We start from the raw sequence: 18,367 nt of genomic DNA, 5'->3' as shown, positions 1-18,367 counted from the left end.
CCGGGTCGGTGTGTTCGGTTCGCGACTGCGGGCCCGTCGTGGCTTGTCGCGCCCACGCGGCGGTAGCCGCACATCAGACACAGCCCCGCGCCCCTATCGGGGCGCTCCCAGGACCCGGGACTTCAGAGACCCCTCCCTTCGGCGTTCCCTCGCTCTCTTCCGGGCCTTCCGGCACGAACAGGATGACCCCGTCGCCTGCTACGAGCTGCTGGCCCGTGACGCCGCCGATCAGGTCGAGGCCTACGGCGGGGCCGTCGAAGGGCGGACCGTCGTGGACGTCGGCGGGGGCGGCGGGTACTTCACCGAGGAGTTCCGGCGGCGGGGTGCGAACGCCTACCTCTTCGAGCCCGATACAAGGGAGTTGGGGGAGAAGCCGCCCGACGGAACCGTGATCGCGGACGGCTATCTGCTGCCGCTGTCCGACGGGGCCGCCGACGTGACCTTCTCGTCGAACGTGCTGGAGCACGTGGCCGATCCGCAGACCTTCCTGAGCGAGCTCGCGCGGGTGACCCGGCCCGGCGGGCTGATCTACGTCTCGTTCACCAACTGGCTGTCCCCGTGGGGCGGTCACGAGTGGGCCCCCTGGCACTACTTCGGCGCCGAGCGGGCCCGCGCCCGCTATCTGCGCCGTACCGGCAGGCCCGCCAAGCACACTCTCGGCGAGAACCTCTTCGCCGTGCACATCGGCGCCACCCTGCGGCAGGTCCGCGCCCGCGACGACGTCGCCATCGTCTCGGCGCGCTCCCGCTACTGGCCCTTTCTCGCGGAGACGGTCGTGAAGGCGCCCGGGATCCGCGAGGTGGCCACCTGGAACCTCCTCCTCATCCTCCGGCGGTGTCCCCCATGACGACCACGGTCCAGGCTCCTCCCCCGGCAGCCGTTCCCACCTCCGCGGCCACTTCGGGGCCGCCGGAGGGCCCGCGGTCGCGGCGCTGGCTGCTGGGGTTCTGGGCCGTGGCGTTCCTGCTGTTCGTGGCGGTGCACCCGGGCCGGCAGACCTTCGACACCAAGCTCGGAGTCACGGTCGACCCGGGTGCCTTCTTCTCCGACCTGGTGCAGCTCTGGCACGACCAGGGCTCCTTCGGCGGGATCCAGGACCAGTACGCCGGCTATCTCTGGCCGATGCTGCCGTTCTACTGGCTGGCGCACGCCCTGCACCTGCCGGTGTGGCTGGCGGAGCGGCTGTGGATGTCGCTGCTGGTGTCCGTCGCCTTCTGGGGAGCGCTGCGGCTGGCCGAACGGCTCACCGTGGGCAGCCGCGGGTCCCGGCTGCTCGCCGCGGTGGCGTACGCGCTGTGGCCGGTGTTCACCATCGTCGTGGGCTCCACGTCGGCCGCCGTGCTGCCCGGTGCCTTCCTGCCCTGGGTGCTGCTCCCGCTGACCGACGAGCGGTACTCGGCACGGGTCGCGGCGCTGCGCTCGGCGCTGGTCGTGCCGTTCATGGGCGGTGTGAACGGCGCCTCCACGCTGGCCTCGCTGCTGCCGGTCGGCCTGTATCTCCTCTCCCGCCCGCCCGGACCACGGCAGCGCAAGCTGATCGCCTGGTGGGTGCCGGGCGTGATCGTGGCGACGGCCTGGTGGTGGATACCGCTGCTGATGCTCGGCGTCTACGGCGAGAACTTCCTTCCATACGTGGAGAGTTCACAGACCACGACGTCCACCATGTCGGCGACGGAGGGGCTGCGCGGGGCCGGTAACTGGGTCGCGTATCTGCACTTCGGCGAGGCGTGGCTGCCAGCCGGCTGGACCGTCGTCTCCTCGGTGCTCGTGATCGTCTGCTCGGCCCTTGCGGCCGGGCTGGGACTCGCCGGCCTCGCCAGGCGCGACATGCCGGAGCGGCGGTGGCTGGTACTGACCGTGATCTCCGTCGTCCTGGTGCTGTTCGCCGGGTACGGCGGCGCGTTCGGCGCGCCCTTCCACGGGACCGTGCAGGACTGGCTGAACGGCTGGCTGGTCCCCTTCCGCAACATCTACAAGTTCCAGACGGGCCTCGCGCTGGCGCTCGTCCTGGGCCTCGCCCACCTGGTGGGCGTGGCGACCGTGCCGCGCGGGGCGCGACCGGTACGCGGGCGCCGCTTCGCCCCGCTGATCGCGGTGGTCCTGATCCTGCCCGGTCTCATGTGGCCGTACCTCAACGGCTCCCTCCTCGGCCCCGGCTCCTTCCAGGAGCTGCCCAAGTACTGGAAGGCGACGGCGAGTTGGCTGCACACGTACTCCCCCGACTCCCGTGCCCTGGTCGTCCCCGCCACCGCGCACGGCCTCTACAGCTGGGGCGCGCCGATCGACGAGCCTCTCGACGTCCTCGCCAAGTCGCGCTGGGCGCAACGTGACTTCGTCCCCTTCGGCACCCCGGGCAACCGGCGCGCGATGGACGCGGTCGAGCAGGCCCTGGCCACCGGGAGCGATGTCCCGGGTCTGGCCGACTACTTGAGCCGGGCGGGTATCCACTACGTCGTCGTACGCAACGACCTCGATCCCACCCAGGCCGACTCGGTTCCGACCTCGACCGTGAAGCGGACGCTGGAGCAGTCCGGCTACGAGCGGGTGACGGGCTTCGGCCCGATCATGACCGGCGGGATCATCGCCCATGACGCGCCGCTCCCGGTGGAGGGGCTGTATCCGCGGCAGCGGGCGGTCGAGATCTACCAGCCGTCCGGCACGGGCGTCCCGCGACCGGGCCAGGCGCATCTGCTGCCCGTGTCCGACACGGCCGTCGTCTCCGGCGGACCCGAGTCGCTGCTGCCCCTCGCCGCCGAGCTGCGCGGCCGGCCGACCGTGCTGACCGGCGACAACCACCCCGGCCTCGGCTCGCCGCCGCTGCAGATCACCGGCGACGGGCTGCGCCGCGCGGACACGCGGTTCGGGCTGGTCACCGCCAACACGTCCTACACCTATACGAGTTCGGAGCGCAACGCGCCGGACGCCGTGCAGGACCCGGGCAGGAAGCCGCACCAGATCCTGCCCGTCACGGGCCTCGGCCATCAGACGGTGGCCGAGCTGCGCGGCGCCCGCTCGGTGACGGCGTCCTCCAGCGGCAACTGGCTCTTCCACCTCCCCCAGTACGACCCGGTGAACGCCTTCGACGGCAACCCGGACACGGCCTGGGCGGAGGGCTCGCCGAGCTCGGCGGACGGGCAGTGGCTGCGCATCGGCTTCACGGACCGCTACGACATGCCGTCCTCGTTCAAGGTGACCCCGCTGCCGCAGGAGAGCGTGCGCTCGGCGGCGACCAAGGTGCGGGTGGAGACCGAGAAGGGGTCGGCGACCAGCTTCCTGCGCCCGAACGGCCAGACACAGAGCATCAAGGCGCCCAAGGGCACGACGAGTTGGATGAAGCTGACCATCACCGATTCGGTGGCCCGCCACGCGGGCCTGACCGGCGCGGGCTTCTCGGAGATCGGCCTGCCGCATGTGCAGGTGACCCGGCTGCTGCGCCTGCCGACGGACGCCGCGGCCGGCGACGCGGCCGCCGAGCAGGTCTCGCTGCACCGCGCCGCCGACCCCACCGGCATCTCCGCGACGGGCATGGAAGCGGGCCTGCACCGGCGCTTCTCCACGGCCACGGCGGGAACGTACGAGATCAAGGCGAGTGCGGTGCCGGTGCCCGGCGAGGACCTCGACAAGCTGCTCTACGAGGTCGCCCCCGACCAGCAGAACCGCATCGTCGCGACCGCCGACTCGACGGCGTCGCTCGGCGCTGGCGTGTCGGCGCGCAACCTCACCGACGGCGATCTGACGACGGCGTGGATCGCCGGCGACCGGCCCACGATCCATCTGAGCTGGAGCGGGAAACAGCCGATCGGTGAGGTGGTGCTGGCCCCGGCGGGCGGGCTCTCCACCCGCCCGACCCAGGTGAACATCAGCTCCCCGGACGGCGCGACGATCGCCGGCGTCGACGAGAACGGCGTGGTCCGCTTCGACCCGATCACCACCGACCACCTGGACATCACGATCACGCAGACCGCGCCGCTGACCCTGCACAACCCGGTCGCCGACGAGGACCTGCAACTGCCCGTGGGCCTGACCGAGGCCTACATCCCGGCCCTGGACCAGTACCGCACCCCGCAGCCGAACGACAGCCGGACCTTCTCGCTGCCGTGCGGGCGGGGGCCGGACGTGGCGGTGGACGGCAGGCTGTACCAGACCAGCGTGAAGGGGACCGTACGGGATCTGCGCGAGCACCGGCAGATTGCTGTGACGCTCTGTCAGCAGGGGCGTGACGAGACCGGGTTGGAGCTGGCCGGCGGCAGTCACCGGCTGGAGGCCGGAGACGCCGGGCCGCTCGTCCTGACGGACGTGACGCTGACCCGCGGCACGGTCACCGAGCCCACCGCCGCGGCCCGGCAGCTGACGATCAGAGACTGGCTGGGCGACCGCCGCGAGGTGACCGTCGGCTCCGGCGCGGCCACGTACCTGACGACGTACGAGAACTACAACGACGGCTGGAAGGCCACCCTGGGCGGCAAGGAGCTGACCCCGGTCCGCCTCGACGGCTGGCAGCAGGGCTGGCGCATCCCGGCCGGGGCGGGCGGCACGGTCAAGCTGTCGTACGAGCCCGCGACAACCTACGAGGGCGGCCTGATCGGCGGCGCGGTGGGCCTCGCGGTCCTGGTGGGCCTGGTCGTGTGGCGGCGGCGGGCGCCGAACCCCGACCCGCGGCAGCCGGTGCCGCCGCTGCCGGGGCTGTGGCTCGGCACGGTGGTGCTCACGGCGGTGGGCATCGTGATCGCCGGGTGGCTCGCGCTGCTGGTGCCCGCGCTGGCGTTGCTCGCGTACCGGCGGCACGCCCTCCTCATGCCGATCGCGTTCGCGGCCCTCGCGGGGGCGGGAATCGCGGCGGCCACCGGCGCCGGCGAACCGGCTGGCGCGGGCCACGGAGCGTTCGGGCACGCGGCTCAACTGCTGGCCCTGATCGGGCTGTTCGCGGGCGTGGCGGGTGTGCGGGAACCCGACGAGGGCCCCGGCTCCACGGCGGTGCTGCCCGTCGTCCCCACCGCGGGACCGACGCCCGCGACCGGCCCCGTACCCGGCTCCGAGGCCCCGACCCGTCAGCTGCCACAGCGGATCCGGGGCGAGAGCGGGCCCGTGCCCGAGAGCGGGCGGGGACCCGAGGGCGGACGGCCGCCCCGGAGAGGCCCGGGGCCCGAGAGCGGACGATCGCCCGAGAGCGGACCGGAGCCCGGAAGCGGCCCGGAGCCCGGAAGCGGCCCGGCACCCGAAGGCGGGCGGCCACCCGGAAGCGGCCCGGCATCCGGCACCGGCACGGGCACGGGCACGGGCACCGAAGCGCCGCCGCCTCCCCGCCCCGACGCCGGGCCGACCGTCTCGGCGCGCGGACGCGGGGAGCCCGAGCCCGATCCCGACCCGCCGACCACGCGTTTTCCGAGGAAGGGCGACGCGACATGACCACACTCGACCACCCCGCCCGCGCGGACGGTCCGGCCCGTCCGCCCGGCCGCATCCCCTTCCCGGTCGTCGACGAGGTGGCCCGGCACTGCCTGCAGGAGGAGGAGCCGGAGACCGTCCACATCGAGGTGCACCTGCCGGGACGGCTGGACCGCGACCGGCTGCGCGCCGCGTTCGGGGAGGCGCTGCGCCGCCACCCGCGCATCCTGATGCGGGAGGCCGCCGGCCACTGGTACCGGCGCCGTTACGAGTGGGAACTGACCGCCGACCCGGACGTGGAGGTGGTGAGCTTCCCCGCCGCGGGCCGCTGCGCCCTCCGGGACGCGCGGACCCGCGCCCTGACGACGGCGCCTCCGCTGTCGCTTTCTCCGCCGATACGCCTGGAGGTGGTGGCGGGAGCGGGGCCGGCGGAGGGCAGCGAGGCGACGGACGGCGTCGGCATGCCGCCCCACCGGCCCGACGAGCCGCGGCCGTCACAGCCCAAGGGCACCGTCCTCTTCCTCACCATCAACCACACCGCCCTCGACGGCCCCGCCTGCCTCCGCGTCCTCGCCACCGCCGCCGAGATCTACGGCGGCCGCGACAACTCCCCCGCCGCACCCCCCGTACGCACTCCGGACGCTCCCCAGGACCCCGGCGACACCCCCTCCAACTGGTCCCCGCCGGCCCGCGTCGCCCCCGGCGCGCCCGAGCCCTCCCCCGGCAACGGCATGCTCGTCACCGAGCTGCCCCTCCCGCACCGCCCCAAGGGCTCCCCGTACACGGTGAACGACCAGCTCATGGTCACCACCGCCCGCACCGTCGCGCACTGGAACCGCGAACACGGCGCCCGCCCGCGCCCCCTGCGCATCACCATGCCCGTGGACGACCGCCCGCGGGACGCCACGATGCCCATCGGCAACGGCACCCGGCTCGTCGAAGTCCCCTTTTCCCCCGAGGAGTTGGCGGTCGACGACCCCGACGGCATGGCCGCCCTGCTGCGCCGCACGGCCACCCGCACCCGCGCCCTCAAGTCCCTCCCCCGCCCCCAGCTCGGCCACGGCGCCGCCCTCCTCACCGCCCCCGTCACCCCCGTGGCCTGGCGCGCCGCCCTCACCCGGGGCCTGCGCAGAGCCGCCGCGCCCTGGACGTCGACGACCCTGCTCAGCAACATCGGCCGCGTCCCGTACCCGTTGGACTTCGGCGAGGAGGCGGGCCGCGCGCACGCGGTCTGGTTCTCGGCGCCCGCGCGCATGCCCCGCGGGCTCACCGTCACCACCGCCTCCACGGCCGGCCGCCTCCACCTCGCCCTGCGCTGGTCCCGATCCCTGCTCAGCCACGGCGACGGCACCCACCTCAGGGACCTGTTCGAGCACCACCTGCACTCCACGGAGGTGACCGAGTGACCACCGCCCCCGTGCACCACCCGGACCTGCGCGACTTCTACGAGGATCCCGCCGTCCCCGTCGCCTCCGGCACCCCCCGCAGCCTCCGCCAGGCCCGCATGCTGGCCGCTGCCCTCGGCCCGGCCACGGGCTCACCGTGCACGGTCCTCGACATCGGCTGCGGGGACGGCACCGCGGCCGCCACCGCGGCCCCCCTGCTGCACGGCCACCGCATCGTCGGCGTCGACTGGTCCCAGGACGCCCTCTCCCGCGCCCGCACCCACCTGACGTACGCGATCCGCGGTGAACTCACCGGCGGCGGACTGCCGTTCAGGTCCGGCTGCGCCGACGCCGTGCTGTTCAGCGAGGTCGTCGAGCACCTGGTCGACCCCGACTCGGCGCTCGACGAGATCCGCCGGGTCCTGCGCCCGGGAGGCCATCTGATGCTCTCCACCCCGAACCTGGCCGCCTGGTACAACCGCGTCCTGCTGCTGGCCGGGGTGCAGCCCGTGTTCTCCGAGGTCAGCCTGCGTGCCATCCACGGCCGGCCGGGCCGGGAGGTGGTCGGGCACCTGCGGCTCTACACCGCCCGCGCACTGAGGGAGTTCGTCACCGCGTCCGGCTTCGAGGTCGTCGGGTTGCGGGGCGCGCCCTTCCACGGCGTGCCCCGCCCCCTGCGCGCCCTCGACCGGCTGGCCTGCTCCAGACCTTCCCTCGCCTCGATCCTTCTCCTGCACGCGCGCAAGACCTAGAGGGGGCACACCATGTGGTGGGGAGTTGCCGCGGCCCTGATGGCGAACACCCTGTACAGCCTCGGTTTCGTCCTGGAGAAACGGGCGCTCACCTCCCTCCCCGAAGTGACGATCCGTCAGCCCGCCCGGCTGCTGCGGCTGGTGCTCGGCAGCCCGCTGTGGATCGGCGGCTCGCTGGCGCTGGCCGCCGGCTTCGGGGCGCAGCTCGTCGTCTATCGCACCCTGCCGATCGCCGCCGCCCAGGGCATCTTCGTCTCCGGCCTGGTCCTGCTCGTGCTGCTCTCGGCCCGGCTGCTGGGCGAGGAGACCACGGGCCGCGAGCGGTACGCGCTCGGCGCGATCCTCGCCGCGCTGCTCATGGTCGTGCTGTCGCTGAAGGAGGGCGGCGCGGGCGCCGACACCGTCAGCCGCAGTGCGCCGTATCCGCTGATCCTGCTGGTGTGCGTGCCGTCGCTGGCCTGCGGGGTGTGGCTCTACGGCGCCGCCGAGCGCCGCACCCGCAAACGGCACCGAGCGCCGACCACCGGCGTGGAGTACGGGGTGGCCGTGGGGCTGCTGTACGGCGTCAGCTCGCTCGCCATCAAGGGCGTGTCGAGCTACCTGCCGTACCTGACGAGCGGCGGGCCGGGGCACGCGCTGGCGGGCGTGCTCCGCTCGCCGTACCCCTATCTCCTGCTGTTCACCGGCGCGTTCGGCCTGGTGATGTCGCAGGCCGCGCTCCAGCGCTGCCGGGCCTCGCTGATCGTGCCGGTGTGCACGACCGTGACCTGTCTGTTCACGGCCGTACTCGGCACGCTCTCGTTCGGCGAGGCGCTCCCGCACGACCCGCTGCGGCTCTCGCTGCGCCTGGCGGGCACCCTCCTCGCCGTCTCCGTCCTGCTGACCATGCCCAAGCACGACGACCAGGCATCGCAACCCCCCGTAGCCACCAAGGAGTTGACCCCTCCATGAAACCCGACGACCCGCTGCTGCGCATCCTGGCGTGCCCGCTCGACAAGGGCCCGCTGCACCTGCTCGTGCCGGACGGGCCGACGGGCGACGAGGCCCTCTACAACCCGCGCCTGCACCGCCGTTACCCGATCGTCGACGGCATCCCGCAGCTGCTGCCGTCGTCCGGGGAGCAGGTGTCGGACGACGAGCACGAGGCCCTGCTGGAGCGGATGGCCCGGTGATGTCCCGTACTCTCGCCGCCCGCCTGGCCCCGCTGCTGCCCACCCGTCTGGTGGCCGCCACCGCCCGGGCGGTCTACCCGCGCTTCGAGCCCGAGCTGGCCCGGCTGGCCGAGCTGTGCCCGTCCGGCTGCGGCACCGCCGTGGACGTCGGCGGCTGGTACGGCCCGTGGACCCGGCGCCTGGCCGGCCGGGCCCGCCAGGTGGTGACCGTCGAACCGGTCCCCCACCTCGCCGGCCTGCTGTCCGCCATCGCCCCGGCCAACGTCCGCGTCGTCCAGGCCGCCGCCTCCGACCGCCCGGGCACCGCCCGCCTCTGGCTGCCGCCGGACGACGCCGGCGACCGCGGCGTGTCCTCCCTGGTCCGCCGCGACATCCACGCCCACGCCCTGCACGTCTCCTGCGTCACGCTCGACGAACTCGGCCTGCGCGACGTCGACTTCATCAAGATCGACGTGGACGGCAGCGAGCTCGCGGTGCTGCGCGGGGCGACCGGACTGCTGGCCCGCGACCGCCCGGCCCTCTTCGTGGAGCTGGAGTCCCGTATCCAGCCGATCGCCCCCGTCGTCACCTACCTCTCCCTGCTCCGCTACGACGGCTGGGTGCTGCCCGGCTCGACCTGGGTGCCGCTGGCGAAGTTCCCGCTGGAGGCGCACCAGGCGAGCACCGCACACCTCGCCTCGCAGGGCCTGCTGGGCCGCGTCCTGCCCTTCCGCCGCCACCAGCGCTACGTCAACTCCGTCCTCTTCCTCCCGGACGGCCGCCGCCCCGGTGTCAGTACCGTGCGCGACCATGGTTCCCATGCCGTCCGCCAAGCGCCCCGCTAGCCCCTTCACCCCGCTCGACTTCCAGCTGGTCCTGCTGCGCCGCATGGCCGACCACAATCCGGACCTGGTGGAGGACGCCCGGCACGAACTGGGCGCCTCCATCGCCGACATGAGAGAGGCCAACAAGCGCTGGCAGGCGATGCTGCACTCGCCCCGCGGGCGCGCGGCCGCCTCCCGGTACCGCTCGATCCTCGGCACCCCCGAGTCCGCGCTCACCCGCAGGATCGGCGACCTGGACTGCGAGGCCCTGCTCTGGCCCGTGCCTCTCTGGCCCGACCTGCGCTTCGAGGTCCTCCTCGCGCCGAACGGCGCCGTCTGGAACGAGTGGCTGATCCGCACGCCCGGCGCCCCGGGCCCGGACCTGAAGACCCTCGAAGACCTCACCCCCTGGTCCTGCACGGTCGACGAGGCGGCCCGCGCCTTCGCCCCGGCCCGCCCACTGGAGGGCACGGCCCCGACCCGCTGGGGCCTGGCCTTCACCGCGCCGGACGCGGCGGGGGTGCGGCGGGAGGTGGTGGCCGAGTTCACGTGGGGCCTGCTGCAGCGCACGGCGACCGGCGGCTGACCCCGTACGGCTATCCCGCCGCCGCCAGGATCGCGTCCCTGACCGCGGCCACCGAACCGGGATGCAGATCGAGGAACAGGTTCGGCTCGACGAGCTCCAGCTCCATCAGCATCGCCCGCCCGTCCTCCCCGTCCACGATGTCCACGCGCGCGTACAGCAGCTCCGCGGCCTCCGGTACGGCGGCCAGGGCGCGCTCGGCGACCGCGAGCTCGTCCCGGGTCGGGCTCCACGGGACCAGGTCCGGGTGGGCCACCTTGTCGGCGTCGAAGGCCGTGCCCGGCGCGAGCACGGCGCCCTTGCGGGAGGCGTGCAGGAACCGGCCGCCGAAGAACTGCAGCGCCCGCTCCCCGCTGAAGTCGATGCCGGCCAGATACGGCTGCACCATCGCGGTCAGCCCCTCCTCGTGCATGCGCCCGAGGTGCCGTACGGCCGTGTCGTGGCCGGCCGGCGTGTAGCGCGCGGCGTACCGGGCGCCCGCGCCCGAGGCCGGCTTGACGACGTACTCGTGGTCGCCGGGCAGGTCGGGGGCGTCGCCGGGCGCGAGGTAGCGGGTGGGCACGACGGGCACACCGGCCGAGGCGAGATCCCCGAGATAGCGCTTGTCGGTGTTCCAGCGCACCACCTCGGCCGGATTGGCGAGCCGGGTGGCCGCGGCGACCTTCTGCGCCCACCCCACGAACTCGCCCGCCCGCCAGCTGTAGTCCCAGGTCGAGCGGATGACGACGAGGTCGAACCCGCCCCAGTCGGTGCCGGTGTCGTCCCACGGAACGCCGACGGCGTCGGCCCCGGCCGCCCGCAGCTCGCGCACCAGCACCGGAAGGTCACGGTCCTTGCTGGGCCGCTCTCCGGGATCGTAGGTGGCGAGTGCGACACGGGGCACGGCGGTCTCCAGTCTCGTACGTCATCCCGTACGTCGTGAGGCGGCGGATCGCTTCGCAGGCTAACCGGCACACCCGCAACCGAACCAACCGGATTGACCTTCCCCCTCGGTGAAGCCCCAGCATCGGCGGCAGGAACACGGAGAGGACCCACGGCGTGCGGACGGACATGCTCACGATCGGTGCCTTCGCGCGGGCCAGCCGCCTGTCGGCGAAGGCGCTGCGCCTGTACGACGAGCTGGAGCTGCTGCGCCCGGCCCGGGTCGACCCGCACTCCGGCTACCGCTACTACGCGGTGGAGCAGCTGGAGCGGGCCCGGCTGGTGGCCTGGCTGCGGCGGCTGGGCATGCCGCTCGCCCGTATCCGTGAGGTCTGCGCCCTCGGCCCGGCGGACGCGGCGCGGGAGATCCGCGCCTACTGGTCGCGGGTCGAGGCGGAGACGGCGCAACGGCGGGACCTCGCCGCGTTCCTCGTGGATCACCTGCTGGACGAACCGAGGAAGGACACCACCATGCTTCAGCTGCGTTATTGCGCCCACTCGGACCGGGGCCGGGTCCGCCCCGCCAACCAGGACACGGCGTACGCGGGCACCCGGCTGCTCGCGGTCGCCGACGGGTTCGGCCCGGCGGGCGCGCCCGCGAGCAGCGCGGCCGTGGAGGCGCTGAGGTTCCTGGACGGGGAGGAGCTGCCCGCGGGCGATGTCCTCAACGTCCTGGAGGACGCCGTGCGGGGCGCGACGGAGGCGGTCCGGGACGCGACGGAGGGCTCCGACGACAACGGCACGACCCTGACCGCCCTGCTCTGGACGGGCTCACGCCTGGCCCTGGTCCACATCGGCGACAGCCGCGTCTATCTGCTCCGCGACCAGGCCCTGTTCCGCATCACCCACGACCACACCGTGGTCCAGTCGCTGATCGACGAGGGCCGTCTGACGCCGGAGGAGGCCACGGCCCACCCCCAGCGCTCGCTCCTCCTCAAGGCTCTGGGAACCGCCGCCCCGGACCTGCGCCTCCAGGACGCTTCGCCCGGCGACCGCTACCTCCTGTGCTCCGACGGACTGCCGGCCGTGCTCCCCGACGCCCGCATACGGCAGCTGCTCGCCGCCGGGACCCCGGACGTGGCCGTACAGGCTCTGGTGGACGCGGCGAACGAGGCCGGCGGTCCGGACAACGTGAGCTGCGTGGTGGCGGACGTGGTGCGGGCGGACGCCTGATCGTCGGCGGCGGGGCGGCTGGTGTAGGAACGGAGGTGTCGTTGCCGCCCCGTATGGATGGAGTGCTTCGCGTGTCCCCTCTCTTTGCCGCCCTGGAGAGCCCGAGTGAGGAGGTCGCCCTCACGTTCGGCGACCGGACCCTGACGTACGCGGAGCTCGCCGCCGCGACCGGCGCCCTGGCCGCCCGGCTCCCGTTCGGGGGCCGGGTCGCCGTCTGGGCCACCCCGACGCTGGAGACCGCCGTGGCCGTGGTGGCGGCGCTGCGGGCCGGGGTGGCCGCGGTTCCCCTCAACCCGAAGTCGGGCGAGAAGGAGCTCGGGCACATCCTGTCCGACAGCGCGCCGGCCGCGGTGCTGGCTTCCGGGACGGATGAACTCCCCTACGGCGTAAGGGACTTGCCGCGCATCGAGGTGGACGTGCACGGCACCGCGAGCCCCGCCCCCGCCCCGTCCGCCGCCGACGAGGACCCCGCCCTGATCGTCTACACCTCCGGCACCACCGGCCCGCCCAAGGGTGCCGTCATCCCCCGCCGGGCGATCGCCACGACGCTGGACGCGCTCGCCGACGCCTGGCAGTGGACCGGTGACGACGTGCTCGTGCACGGGCTGCCGCTGTTCCATGTGCACGGCCTGGTGCTGGGCATCCTGGGCCCGCTCCGGCGCGGCGGCTCCGTCCGGCACCTGGGCCGGTTCTCCACCGAGGGCGTGACGCGCGAGCTGAACGGCGGCGCGACCATGCTGTTCGGGGTGCCCACGATGTACCACCGGATCGCCCAGTCCCTGCCCCAGGAACCGGAGTTGGCCAAGGCGCTCGGCCGGGCCCGACTGCTCGTCTCCGGCTCCGCCGCCCTCCCGGTGCACGACCACGAGCGCATCACAGCCGCGACGGGACGGCGGGTCGTCGAGCGGTACGGCATGACCGAGACCCTGATGAACACCAGCGTGCGCGCGGACGGCGAGGCTCGTGCCGGAACGGTCGGCGTACCGCTGCCGGGCGTCGACCTGCGGCTCGTGGAGGAGGACGGGTCGCCGATCACCTCGTACGACGCGGAGACGGTGGGCGAGATCCAGGTGCGCGGCCCGAACCTGTTCACCGGGTACCTGAACCGGCCCGACGCGACGAAGGCGGCCTTCACCGCGGACGGCTGGTTCCGCACCGGCGACATGGCGGTACGTGATCCCGACGGCTACGTCCGCATCGTCGGCCGCAAGGCCACCGACCTGATCAAGAGCGGGGGTTACAAGATCGGGGCGGGTGAGATCGAGAACGCGCTGCTGGAGCATCCGGGGGTGCGGGAGGCGGCCGTCACCGGGGAGCCGGACGCGGACCTCGGTGAGCGGATCGTGGCGTGGGTGGTGCCGACCGATCCCCAGGCCCCGCCGAGTGCCGAGGAGCTGGCGGACCACGTGGCCGGCCGTCTCGCCCCGCACAAGCGCCCGCGCGTCGTCCATCACCTGGCGGCGCTGCCCCGCAACGACATGGGGAAGATCATGAAGCGGGCGCTGACCCGTGGCTGAGCGCCTCTCCGCCCGGGCGTTCCTGGCGCTCGTCGCGGACGACTCCACCTTCGCCGAACTCCCGTACCCGGCAAGGGACTCCGGACCCGACGGGCCGCTCGCCTGGGAGGGCTACGACGCCTCGCGCGCCCGCGCCGCCGAACGCACCGGCGAGCAGGAGTCCGTGGTATGCGGCACCGCGAGCGTCGCGGGCACGCGGGCGGTGCTCATCGCGTTCGAGTTCGGCTTCCTCGGCGGCTCGCTCGGCGAACGCACCGGCGACCGGCTGGAGGCGGCGTACACCCACGCCCGTGAACAGCGGCTGCCGGTCGTCCCGTTGGTCGCCACGGGCGGCAGCCGGATGCAGGAGGGCATGCTCGCGCTGACCCAGCTCCAGCGGGTGGCGCGGCAGTCGGCGCTCACCAGGGAGGCAGGGCTCGCGCAGATCGCCGTGCTGCGGGACCCGACGACCGGCGGCGGCTGGGCCACCCTGGGCGCGGGCGCCGACGTGGTCCTCGCGCTGCCCGGCGCCCAGGTCGGCTTCGCGGGCTCCCGGGTGCGGCCGCCGGACGCGGACCCGGCGGCGTACACGGCCGAGGCGCAGGTAGCGGCGGGGTCGGCGGACGCGGTGGTCCCCGTGGCGGAACTGCGGGAGACGCTGGGCATGTGGCTGCGCCTGCTGACCTCACCGGCGAGCGAGGCACCCGTGCCCGCGGCACCCGTGCCCACGGCGCTCGGCACCGGCGACCTTCCCGGGAGCGGCTGGGAGGCGGTCCGGCGCGCCCGCTCTCCCCGACGCCCGCGCGCGCAGGCGTACCTGGACGCCTACTTCACCCATCGCGCCGCCATCGGCGGCGACCGCTGCGGCGGCACCGACCCGGACGGCATGCTCTGCGGTTTCGGCGCGCACGAGGGCCGTACCGTCGCCTACGCCGCCCAGACCGGGGCCGCGACGCGTCCCGCCGGATACCGCACCGCCGCCCGGCTGATCCGCCTCGCGGACCGGCTCGGCATCCCGGTGCTGACCCTGGTGGACACGCCGGGCGCGGCCAACGACGCGGAGGCGGAGCGGCAGGGCGCGGGCGCCGCGATCGCGGAGGCGTTCGCCGCGGTGGCGGCCGCCCGTACGCCGGTCACCACGCTCGTCATCGGCGAGGGCGGCTCGGGCGGCGCGCTGGCGCTGGCCGCGCAGGGCAGCACCTGGGCCACCCCGGACAGTTACTTCTCCGTCATCGCCCCGGAGATGGCGGCCGCCATCCTGAAGCGACCGCCCACCCGGGCCGAATCGACCGCCGACCAACTCCGCATCCGTCCACAGGACTTGGTGGAGCTGGGCGTCGTCCGGGGCGTCGTGGGGGCTACCGCACCCCCACCGCCCGGATGATCTCCTGCGTCACCGAGCCGCCGCGGTCGTCGGTGGCCGCGGCCCGCACGGAGATGTACGAGGCGTCGCGCGGCACGGTCAGCGTGCCGCGGCCGCCGGTGAGCGGCACCGCCCGCCACGACGCACCGTCGTCGTACGACACCTGGAGCGTCCGGCGTCCCACGCGGCCTGCGTCCCGATCTGCGCGTCACTCTCGGCCATGTCGGCGGTGACGCGCCCGTCGAGCCACAGCCCCTTGACCCCGTCCTGCCGCGTGAACGCCCGCCAGAACCCGCGGCCCTTGTCCGCGAGATCAGCGGCAGCTCGCCGGTCTTGCTGTCGGTGAGCCCCTGACACATCAACTCACCTACGTCGAACAGCCGTTGGTCAACGGTGTGGGCCCGCAGATCGGGACGTGCCTCGTCCGGCACGACGGTGATCTCGCCGTTCACGCTCTGCGTCCGCACCGCGCCGGTCGCGCACCGGGGGGCGTTCGACGGACACCGTCTTCTTCCCGTGCCCGAGATCTCGGACTGCCTGCTGCGCGCCCTGGGCTCCCCGACGGAACCGCACCCGCGGGCGTGCTGATCGGTTCCACGGTCGCGGAGCTCACCGCCGCCCCTCCTGGAGGCAGCCCGCTCCTTATAGCCGCCCAGGCAGGCTTATCTGGGATTTACATCGGTACATAAGCCGCAAAACCCCCATTCAGCGGCACCCCCGCCCGGCCCCCCATAAAAGGCGCACCCCACCCCCGCAGCCGCACGATGCCTATGAGACCCGCCGCCCGGCGGTCTCCACGGTCTGTGCTCTCGGGAGGACCTCGTATGACCGCCAGTCTGGAGCAGCTGCGCCGCTGCCATTTCGCCGTCGACCTGGGGGCGGCCCGGACCCGCGTCTACGTCAAGGGTTCCGGCCTCGTCGTCGACCAGCCGTCCGCCGCCGCCGTGAACACCCGTACCGGCGCCCTCATCGCCGTGGGCGAGTTCGCCGAGAAGATGAAGGGCCGCACCCCGGACTACATCCGCGTCGTCCGCCCGGTCTCCGGCGGCACCGTCGTCGACATCGAGATGGCGCAGCGCATGCTGCGGCAGCTGCTCGGCGACAAGATGCGCCGCACCCTGCGCCGCAAGCCCTTCCTGCGGGCCGCGGCCTGCACCCCGCACGACGCCGACCCGCTGGCCCGGCGGGCCGCGGTCGAGACACTCGTCGGGCTCGGCGCGCGCCGCGTCGAGCTCGTGGACACGCTCATCGCGGCCGCGGTGGGGTGCGGACTGCCCGTGGAGCAGCCCGAGGCCACCATGATCATGGTGTGCGGAGCGGCGGCCACCCAGGTCGCCGTGCTCTCGCTCGGCTCGATCGTGACCGCCGAGCGCATTCCCGTCGGCGGCGAGGCCGTCGACCACGCGATCGTCCAGCACCTGCGCCACGAGCACGAGTTGATGCTGCCGAGCCAGTCCGTACGGCCGCTGCAGATCGCGCTGTCCGGCAACGGGCTCACCCGCCAGGGGCCGGAGTCCACCGAGATCCACGGGCGGGACGTCGCCACCGGGCTCGCCCGCAGTGTGCGGGTCGACACCGCCGCCGTGCGCGACGCGATCGAGACCCCGCTGACCGCCGTGCTCGACGGCATCGGCCGGGTGCTGCGCGGCTGCCCGCCCGACCTGGTCGCCGACCTCGTCGACAGCGGGATCACGATGGTGGGCGGCAGTGCGCTGCTGCCGGGCCTGGACCAGATGCTCCGCCAGGCCACCAAGCTGCCCGTGCACATCGCCGAACGGCCCGACATCTGTGCCGTCCAGGGTCTGGGCTACATGGTGGAGGGCAAGATCGAGCCGCTGACGCTCCAGCCGATCGCCGCCAAGTGAGCTCCGGAAGCGGCACGTCATGGCCGGCACCCGCCTCCCGCCCCTGCTCGAAGCCGTCCTCAGCGTCGGTACCGACCTCGAACTGCGCACCACCCTCCAGCACATCGTGGACAGCGCGGCCGAACTGACCGGCGCCCGCCACGCGGCGCTCGACACCGTCGACCCCGGCCGGGACGGGCTCACCGGCATCTGCACCCCTGGGGCCGTGCCACGCTGCCCCGAAACCCTGCGCGTGCCGATCCGCGTCCAGGACGAGCACTTCGGCGACCTGCACCTCGCCGGTAAGCGGCACGCCGCGCCCTTCACGGCCGAGGACGAGCAACTGCTGCACGTCCTCGCCACCCAGGCCGGCATCGCGATCGGCAACGCCCGCCTCTACGAGGCCGCCCGGCAGCGCGAGCGATGGATCGAGGGCGCCGCGGCCGTCACCACCGCCCTGCTCACCGGCGAGAGCGCCGCCGACGCGCTGATGACCGTCGCCGAACGCGCCCGGATCCTCGCCGACGCGGCGGCCGGCGTGATCCTTCAGCGCACCGCCGAGGGCGGCATGGAGATCGTGACCGCGTCGACGTACGAGGACCCCGGCGACATCGTGGGCGCCACCATCCAGCCCGGCAGCCCGGTGCTCGAACAACTCCTGGGCGGAGAACCGGTGTTCATCGACGACTCGGCGACCGACCCCCGTATGACCACGCATGTGCGGCACCGGTTCGGGCCCAGCATGATGCTGCCGCTCCAGGCGGACGGGCGGCTCATCGGCACCCTCGCCCTGCCCCGCCGCCGCGGCGACCGGCCGTACTCCGCCGTCGAGCGGCTGCTGGCCTGCCAGTTCGCCTGCCAGGCCGCCGTCGCCCTCGTCCTCGCCGACGCACAGCACAGCCGCGAGCGTCTCGCCGTCTACGAGGACCGCGACCGCATCGCCCGCGACCTGCACGACCTCGTCGTCCAGCGGCTGTTCGCCACCGGCATGATGCTGGAGTCCACCCAGCGCAAGGGCCCCGGCGGCGACGTCCGGCGGACCCTCGCCCGGGCCGTCGACGAACTCCGGTCGACCGTCCAGGAGGTCCGTACGGCGATCTTCGCCCTTCAGCAGCCGCCCGCCGACGCGCCGGCCACCTTCCGCGGCAAGGTGCTCCGGGAGACGGCCGGCGCGGCGGCCCTGCTCGGCTTCCAGCCGTCCACGCGGTTCACCGGCCCCGTCGACAGCCGGGTCCCGGACCAGGTCGCGGCCCGCCTCCTCACCGTCCTGCGCCGCGCCCTCGCCACCGCCTCCCGCCGCTCCGGCGTCTCCCGTATCGAGGTCACCGTGGACGTGACGGCCGGACTGCCGGACGGCCGCGACGCCGTACGGCTGACTGCGCGCGACGACGGAGACGTGGAGGGCGGAGACGTGGAGGACGGGGGCACGGGCACGACGGTGACGTGGCAGGCCCCGCTGTGACCGGCCGTGAACGGCCCTGAACGGCGGA

Annotated in this window: 15 protein-coding genes and 1 pseudogene; 13 read left to right on the top strand and 3 right to left on the bottom strand. The window is 73.9% G+C overall.

Going from position 1 to position 18,367, the window contains the following annotated elements:
• The first annotated feature begins 43 nt into the window (after positions 1-43).
• From ACIBN2_RS12095 to ACIBN2_RS12060, 8 genes are read left to right on the top strand one after another with little or no spacing between them, the layout of a single operon-like run.
• The gene (locus tag ACIBN2_RS12095) at positions 44-847 is read left to right on the top strand and encodes a class I SAM-dependent methyltransferase (RefSeq protein ID WP_399134204.1); all 804 of its coding nucleotides are present in this window, start codon (positions 44-46) and stop codon (positions 845-847) included.
• Entirely contained in the window at positions 844-5,406 is a 4,563-nt protein-coding gene (locus tag ACIBN2_RS12090; RefSeq protein ID WP_399134203.1) for an alpha-(1->3)-arabinofuranosyltransferase family protein, read from the top strand. Before ACIBN2_RS12095 ends, ACIBN2_RS12090 begins: the two co-directional genes overlap by 4 nt.
• Positions 5,403-6,791: a condensation protein gene (locus tag ACIBN2_RS12085; protein ID WP_399134202.1), complete on the top strand. Its 1,389-nt coding sequence runs from the start codon at positions 5,403-5,405 to the stop codon at positions 6,789-6,791. Before ACIBN2_RS12090 ends, ACIBN2_RS12085 begins: the two co-directional genes overlap by 4 nt.
• Positions 6,788-7,522, top strand: a complete 735-nt coding sequence (locus tag ACIBN2_RS12080) for a class I SAM-dependent methyltransferase (RefSeq protein WP_399134201.1) — start codon at positions 6,788-6,790, stop codon at positions 7,520-7,522. The genes ACIBN2_RS12085 and ACIBN2_RS12080 overlap by 4 nt, the downstream gene beginning before the upstream one ends.
• 12 nt (positions 7,523-7,534) lie before the next feature.
• Positions 7,535-8,473: a hypothetical protein gene (locus ACIBN2_RS12075; RefSeq protein WP_399134200.1), complete on the top strand. Its 939-nt coding sequence runs from the start codon at positions 7,535-7,537 to the stop codon at positions 8,471-8,473.
• The gene (locus ACIBN2_RS12070; protein ID WP_399134199.1) at positions 8,470-8,694 is read left to right on the top strand and encodes a Trm112 family protein; all 225 of its coding nucleotides are present in this window, start codon (positions 8,470-8,472) and stop codon (positions 8,692-8,694) included. Before ACIBN2_RS12075 ends, ACIBN2_RS12070 begins: the two co-directional genes overlap by 4 nt.
• On the top strand, positions 8,694-9,518 hold the full coding sequence (locus ACIBN2_RS12065; RefSeq protein ID WP_399134198.1) for an FkbM family methyltransferase: 825 nt from the start codon (positions 8,694-8,696) through the stop codon (positions 9,516-9,518). The genes ACIBN2_RS12070 and ACIBN2_RS12065 overlap by 1 nt, the downstream gene beginning before the upstream one ends.
• On the top strand, positions 9,484-10,083 hold the full coding sequence (locus tag ACIBN2_RS12060; RefSeq protein WP_399134197.1) for a hypothetical protein: 600 nt from the start codon (positions 9,484-9,486) through the stop codon (positions 10,081-10,083). The genes ACIBN2_RS12065 and ACIBN2_RS12060 overlap by 35 nt, the downstream gene beginning before the upstream one ends.
• Before the next feature lie 10 nt (positions 10,084-10,093).
• Here the strand turns inward: ACIBN2_RS12060 and ACIBN2_RS12055 are convergent, their stop codons facing one another.
• On the bottom strand, positions 10,094-10,963 hold the full coding sequence (locus ACIBN2_RS12055) for a RimK family alpha-L-glutamate ligase (RefSeq protein WP_399134196.1): 870 nt from the start codon (positions 10,961-10,963) through the stop codon (positions 10,094-10,096).
• Between the two features lie 167 nt (positions 10,964-11,130).
• On the opposite strand from ACIBN2_RS12055, the gene ACIBN2_RS12050 reads away from it, so the two are divergent.
• The 3 genes from ACIBN2_RS12050 (at position 11,131) to ACIBN2_RS12040 (ending at position 15,054) form a co-directional block, all read left to right on the top strand.
• A complete protein-coding gene (locus ACIBN2_RS12050; protein ID WP_399134631.1) occupies positions 11,131-12,174 on the top strand; it encodes a MerR family transcriptional regulator in 1,044 nt (347 codons plus the stop codon).
• Positions 12,175-12,245: 71 nt separating this feature from the next.
• The gene (locus tag ACIBN2_RS12045) at positions 12,246-13,691 is read left to right on the top strand and encodes an acyl-CoA synthetase (protein WP_399134195.1); all 1,446 of its coding nucleotides are present in this window, start codon (positions 12,246-12,248) and stop codon (positions 13,689-13,691) included.
• Positions 13,684-15,054: a carboxyl transferase domain-containing protein gene (locus ACIBN2_RS12040; protein WP_399134193.1), complete on the top strand. Its 1,371-nt coding sequence runs from the start codon at positions 13,684-13,686 to the stop codon at positions 15,052-15,054. The genes ACIBN2_RS12045 and ACIBN2_RS12040 overlap by 8 nt, the downstream gene beginning before the upstream one ends.
• On the opposite strand, the gene ACIBN2_RS12035 is transcribed toward ACIBN2_RS12040, so the two are convergent.
• Positions 15,029-15,217, bottom strand: a complete 189-nt coding sequence (locus ACIBN2_RS12035; RefSeq protein ID WP_399134645.1) for a hypothetical protein — start codon at positions 15,215-15,217, stop codon at positions 15,029-15,031. The genes ACIBN2_RS12040 and ACIBN2_RS12035 overlap by 26 nt on opposite strands.
• A pseudogene (locus ACIBN2_RS12030) lies at positions 15,205-15,582 on the bottom strand (peptidase S8); the annotation flags it as partial. The pseudogene ACIBN2_RS12030 and the gene ACIBN2_RS12035, both read right to left, overlap by 13 nt.
• 275 nt (positions 15,583-15,857) lie before the next feature.
• On the opposite strand from ACIBN2_RS12030, the gene ACIBN2_RS12025 reads away from it, so the two are divergent.
• The gene (locus ACIBN2_RS12025) at positions 15,858-16,898 is read left to right on the top strand and encodes a rod shape-determining protein (RefSeq protein ID WP_399134192.1); all 1,041 of its coding nucleotides are present in this window, start codon (positions 15,858-15,860) and stop codon (positions 16,896-16,898) included.
• 19 nt (positions 16,899-16,917) lie between these two features.
• A complete protein-coding gene (locus ACIBN2_RS12020; RefSeq protein ID WP_399134191.1) occupies positions 16,918-18,339 on the top strand; it encodes a GAF domain-containing protein in 1,422 nt (473 codons plus the stop codon).
• Positions 18,340-18,367: the final 28 nt, after the last annotated feature.

It is taken from the genome of Streptomyces sp. NPDC050534 (genome assembly GCF_044457745.1).
In the GTDB taxonomy this organism is placed as follows: domain Bacteria; phylum Actinomycetota; class Actinomycetes; order Streptomycetales; family Streptomycetaceae; genus Streptomyces.
The sequence above is the reverse complement of the archived record's forward strand: the minus strand, read 5'-3'. Positions and strand labels throughout refer to the sequence as shown.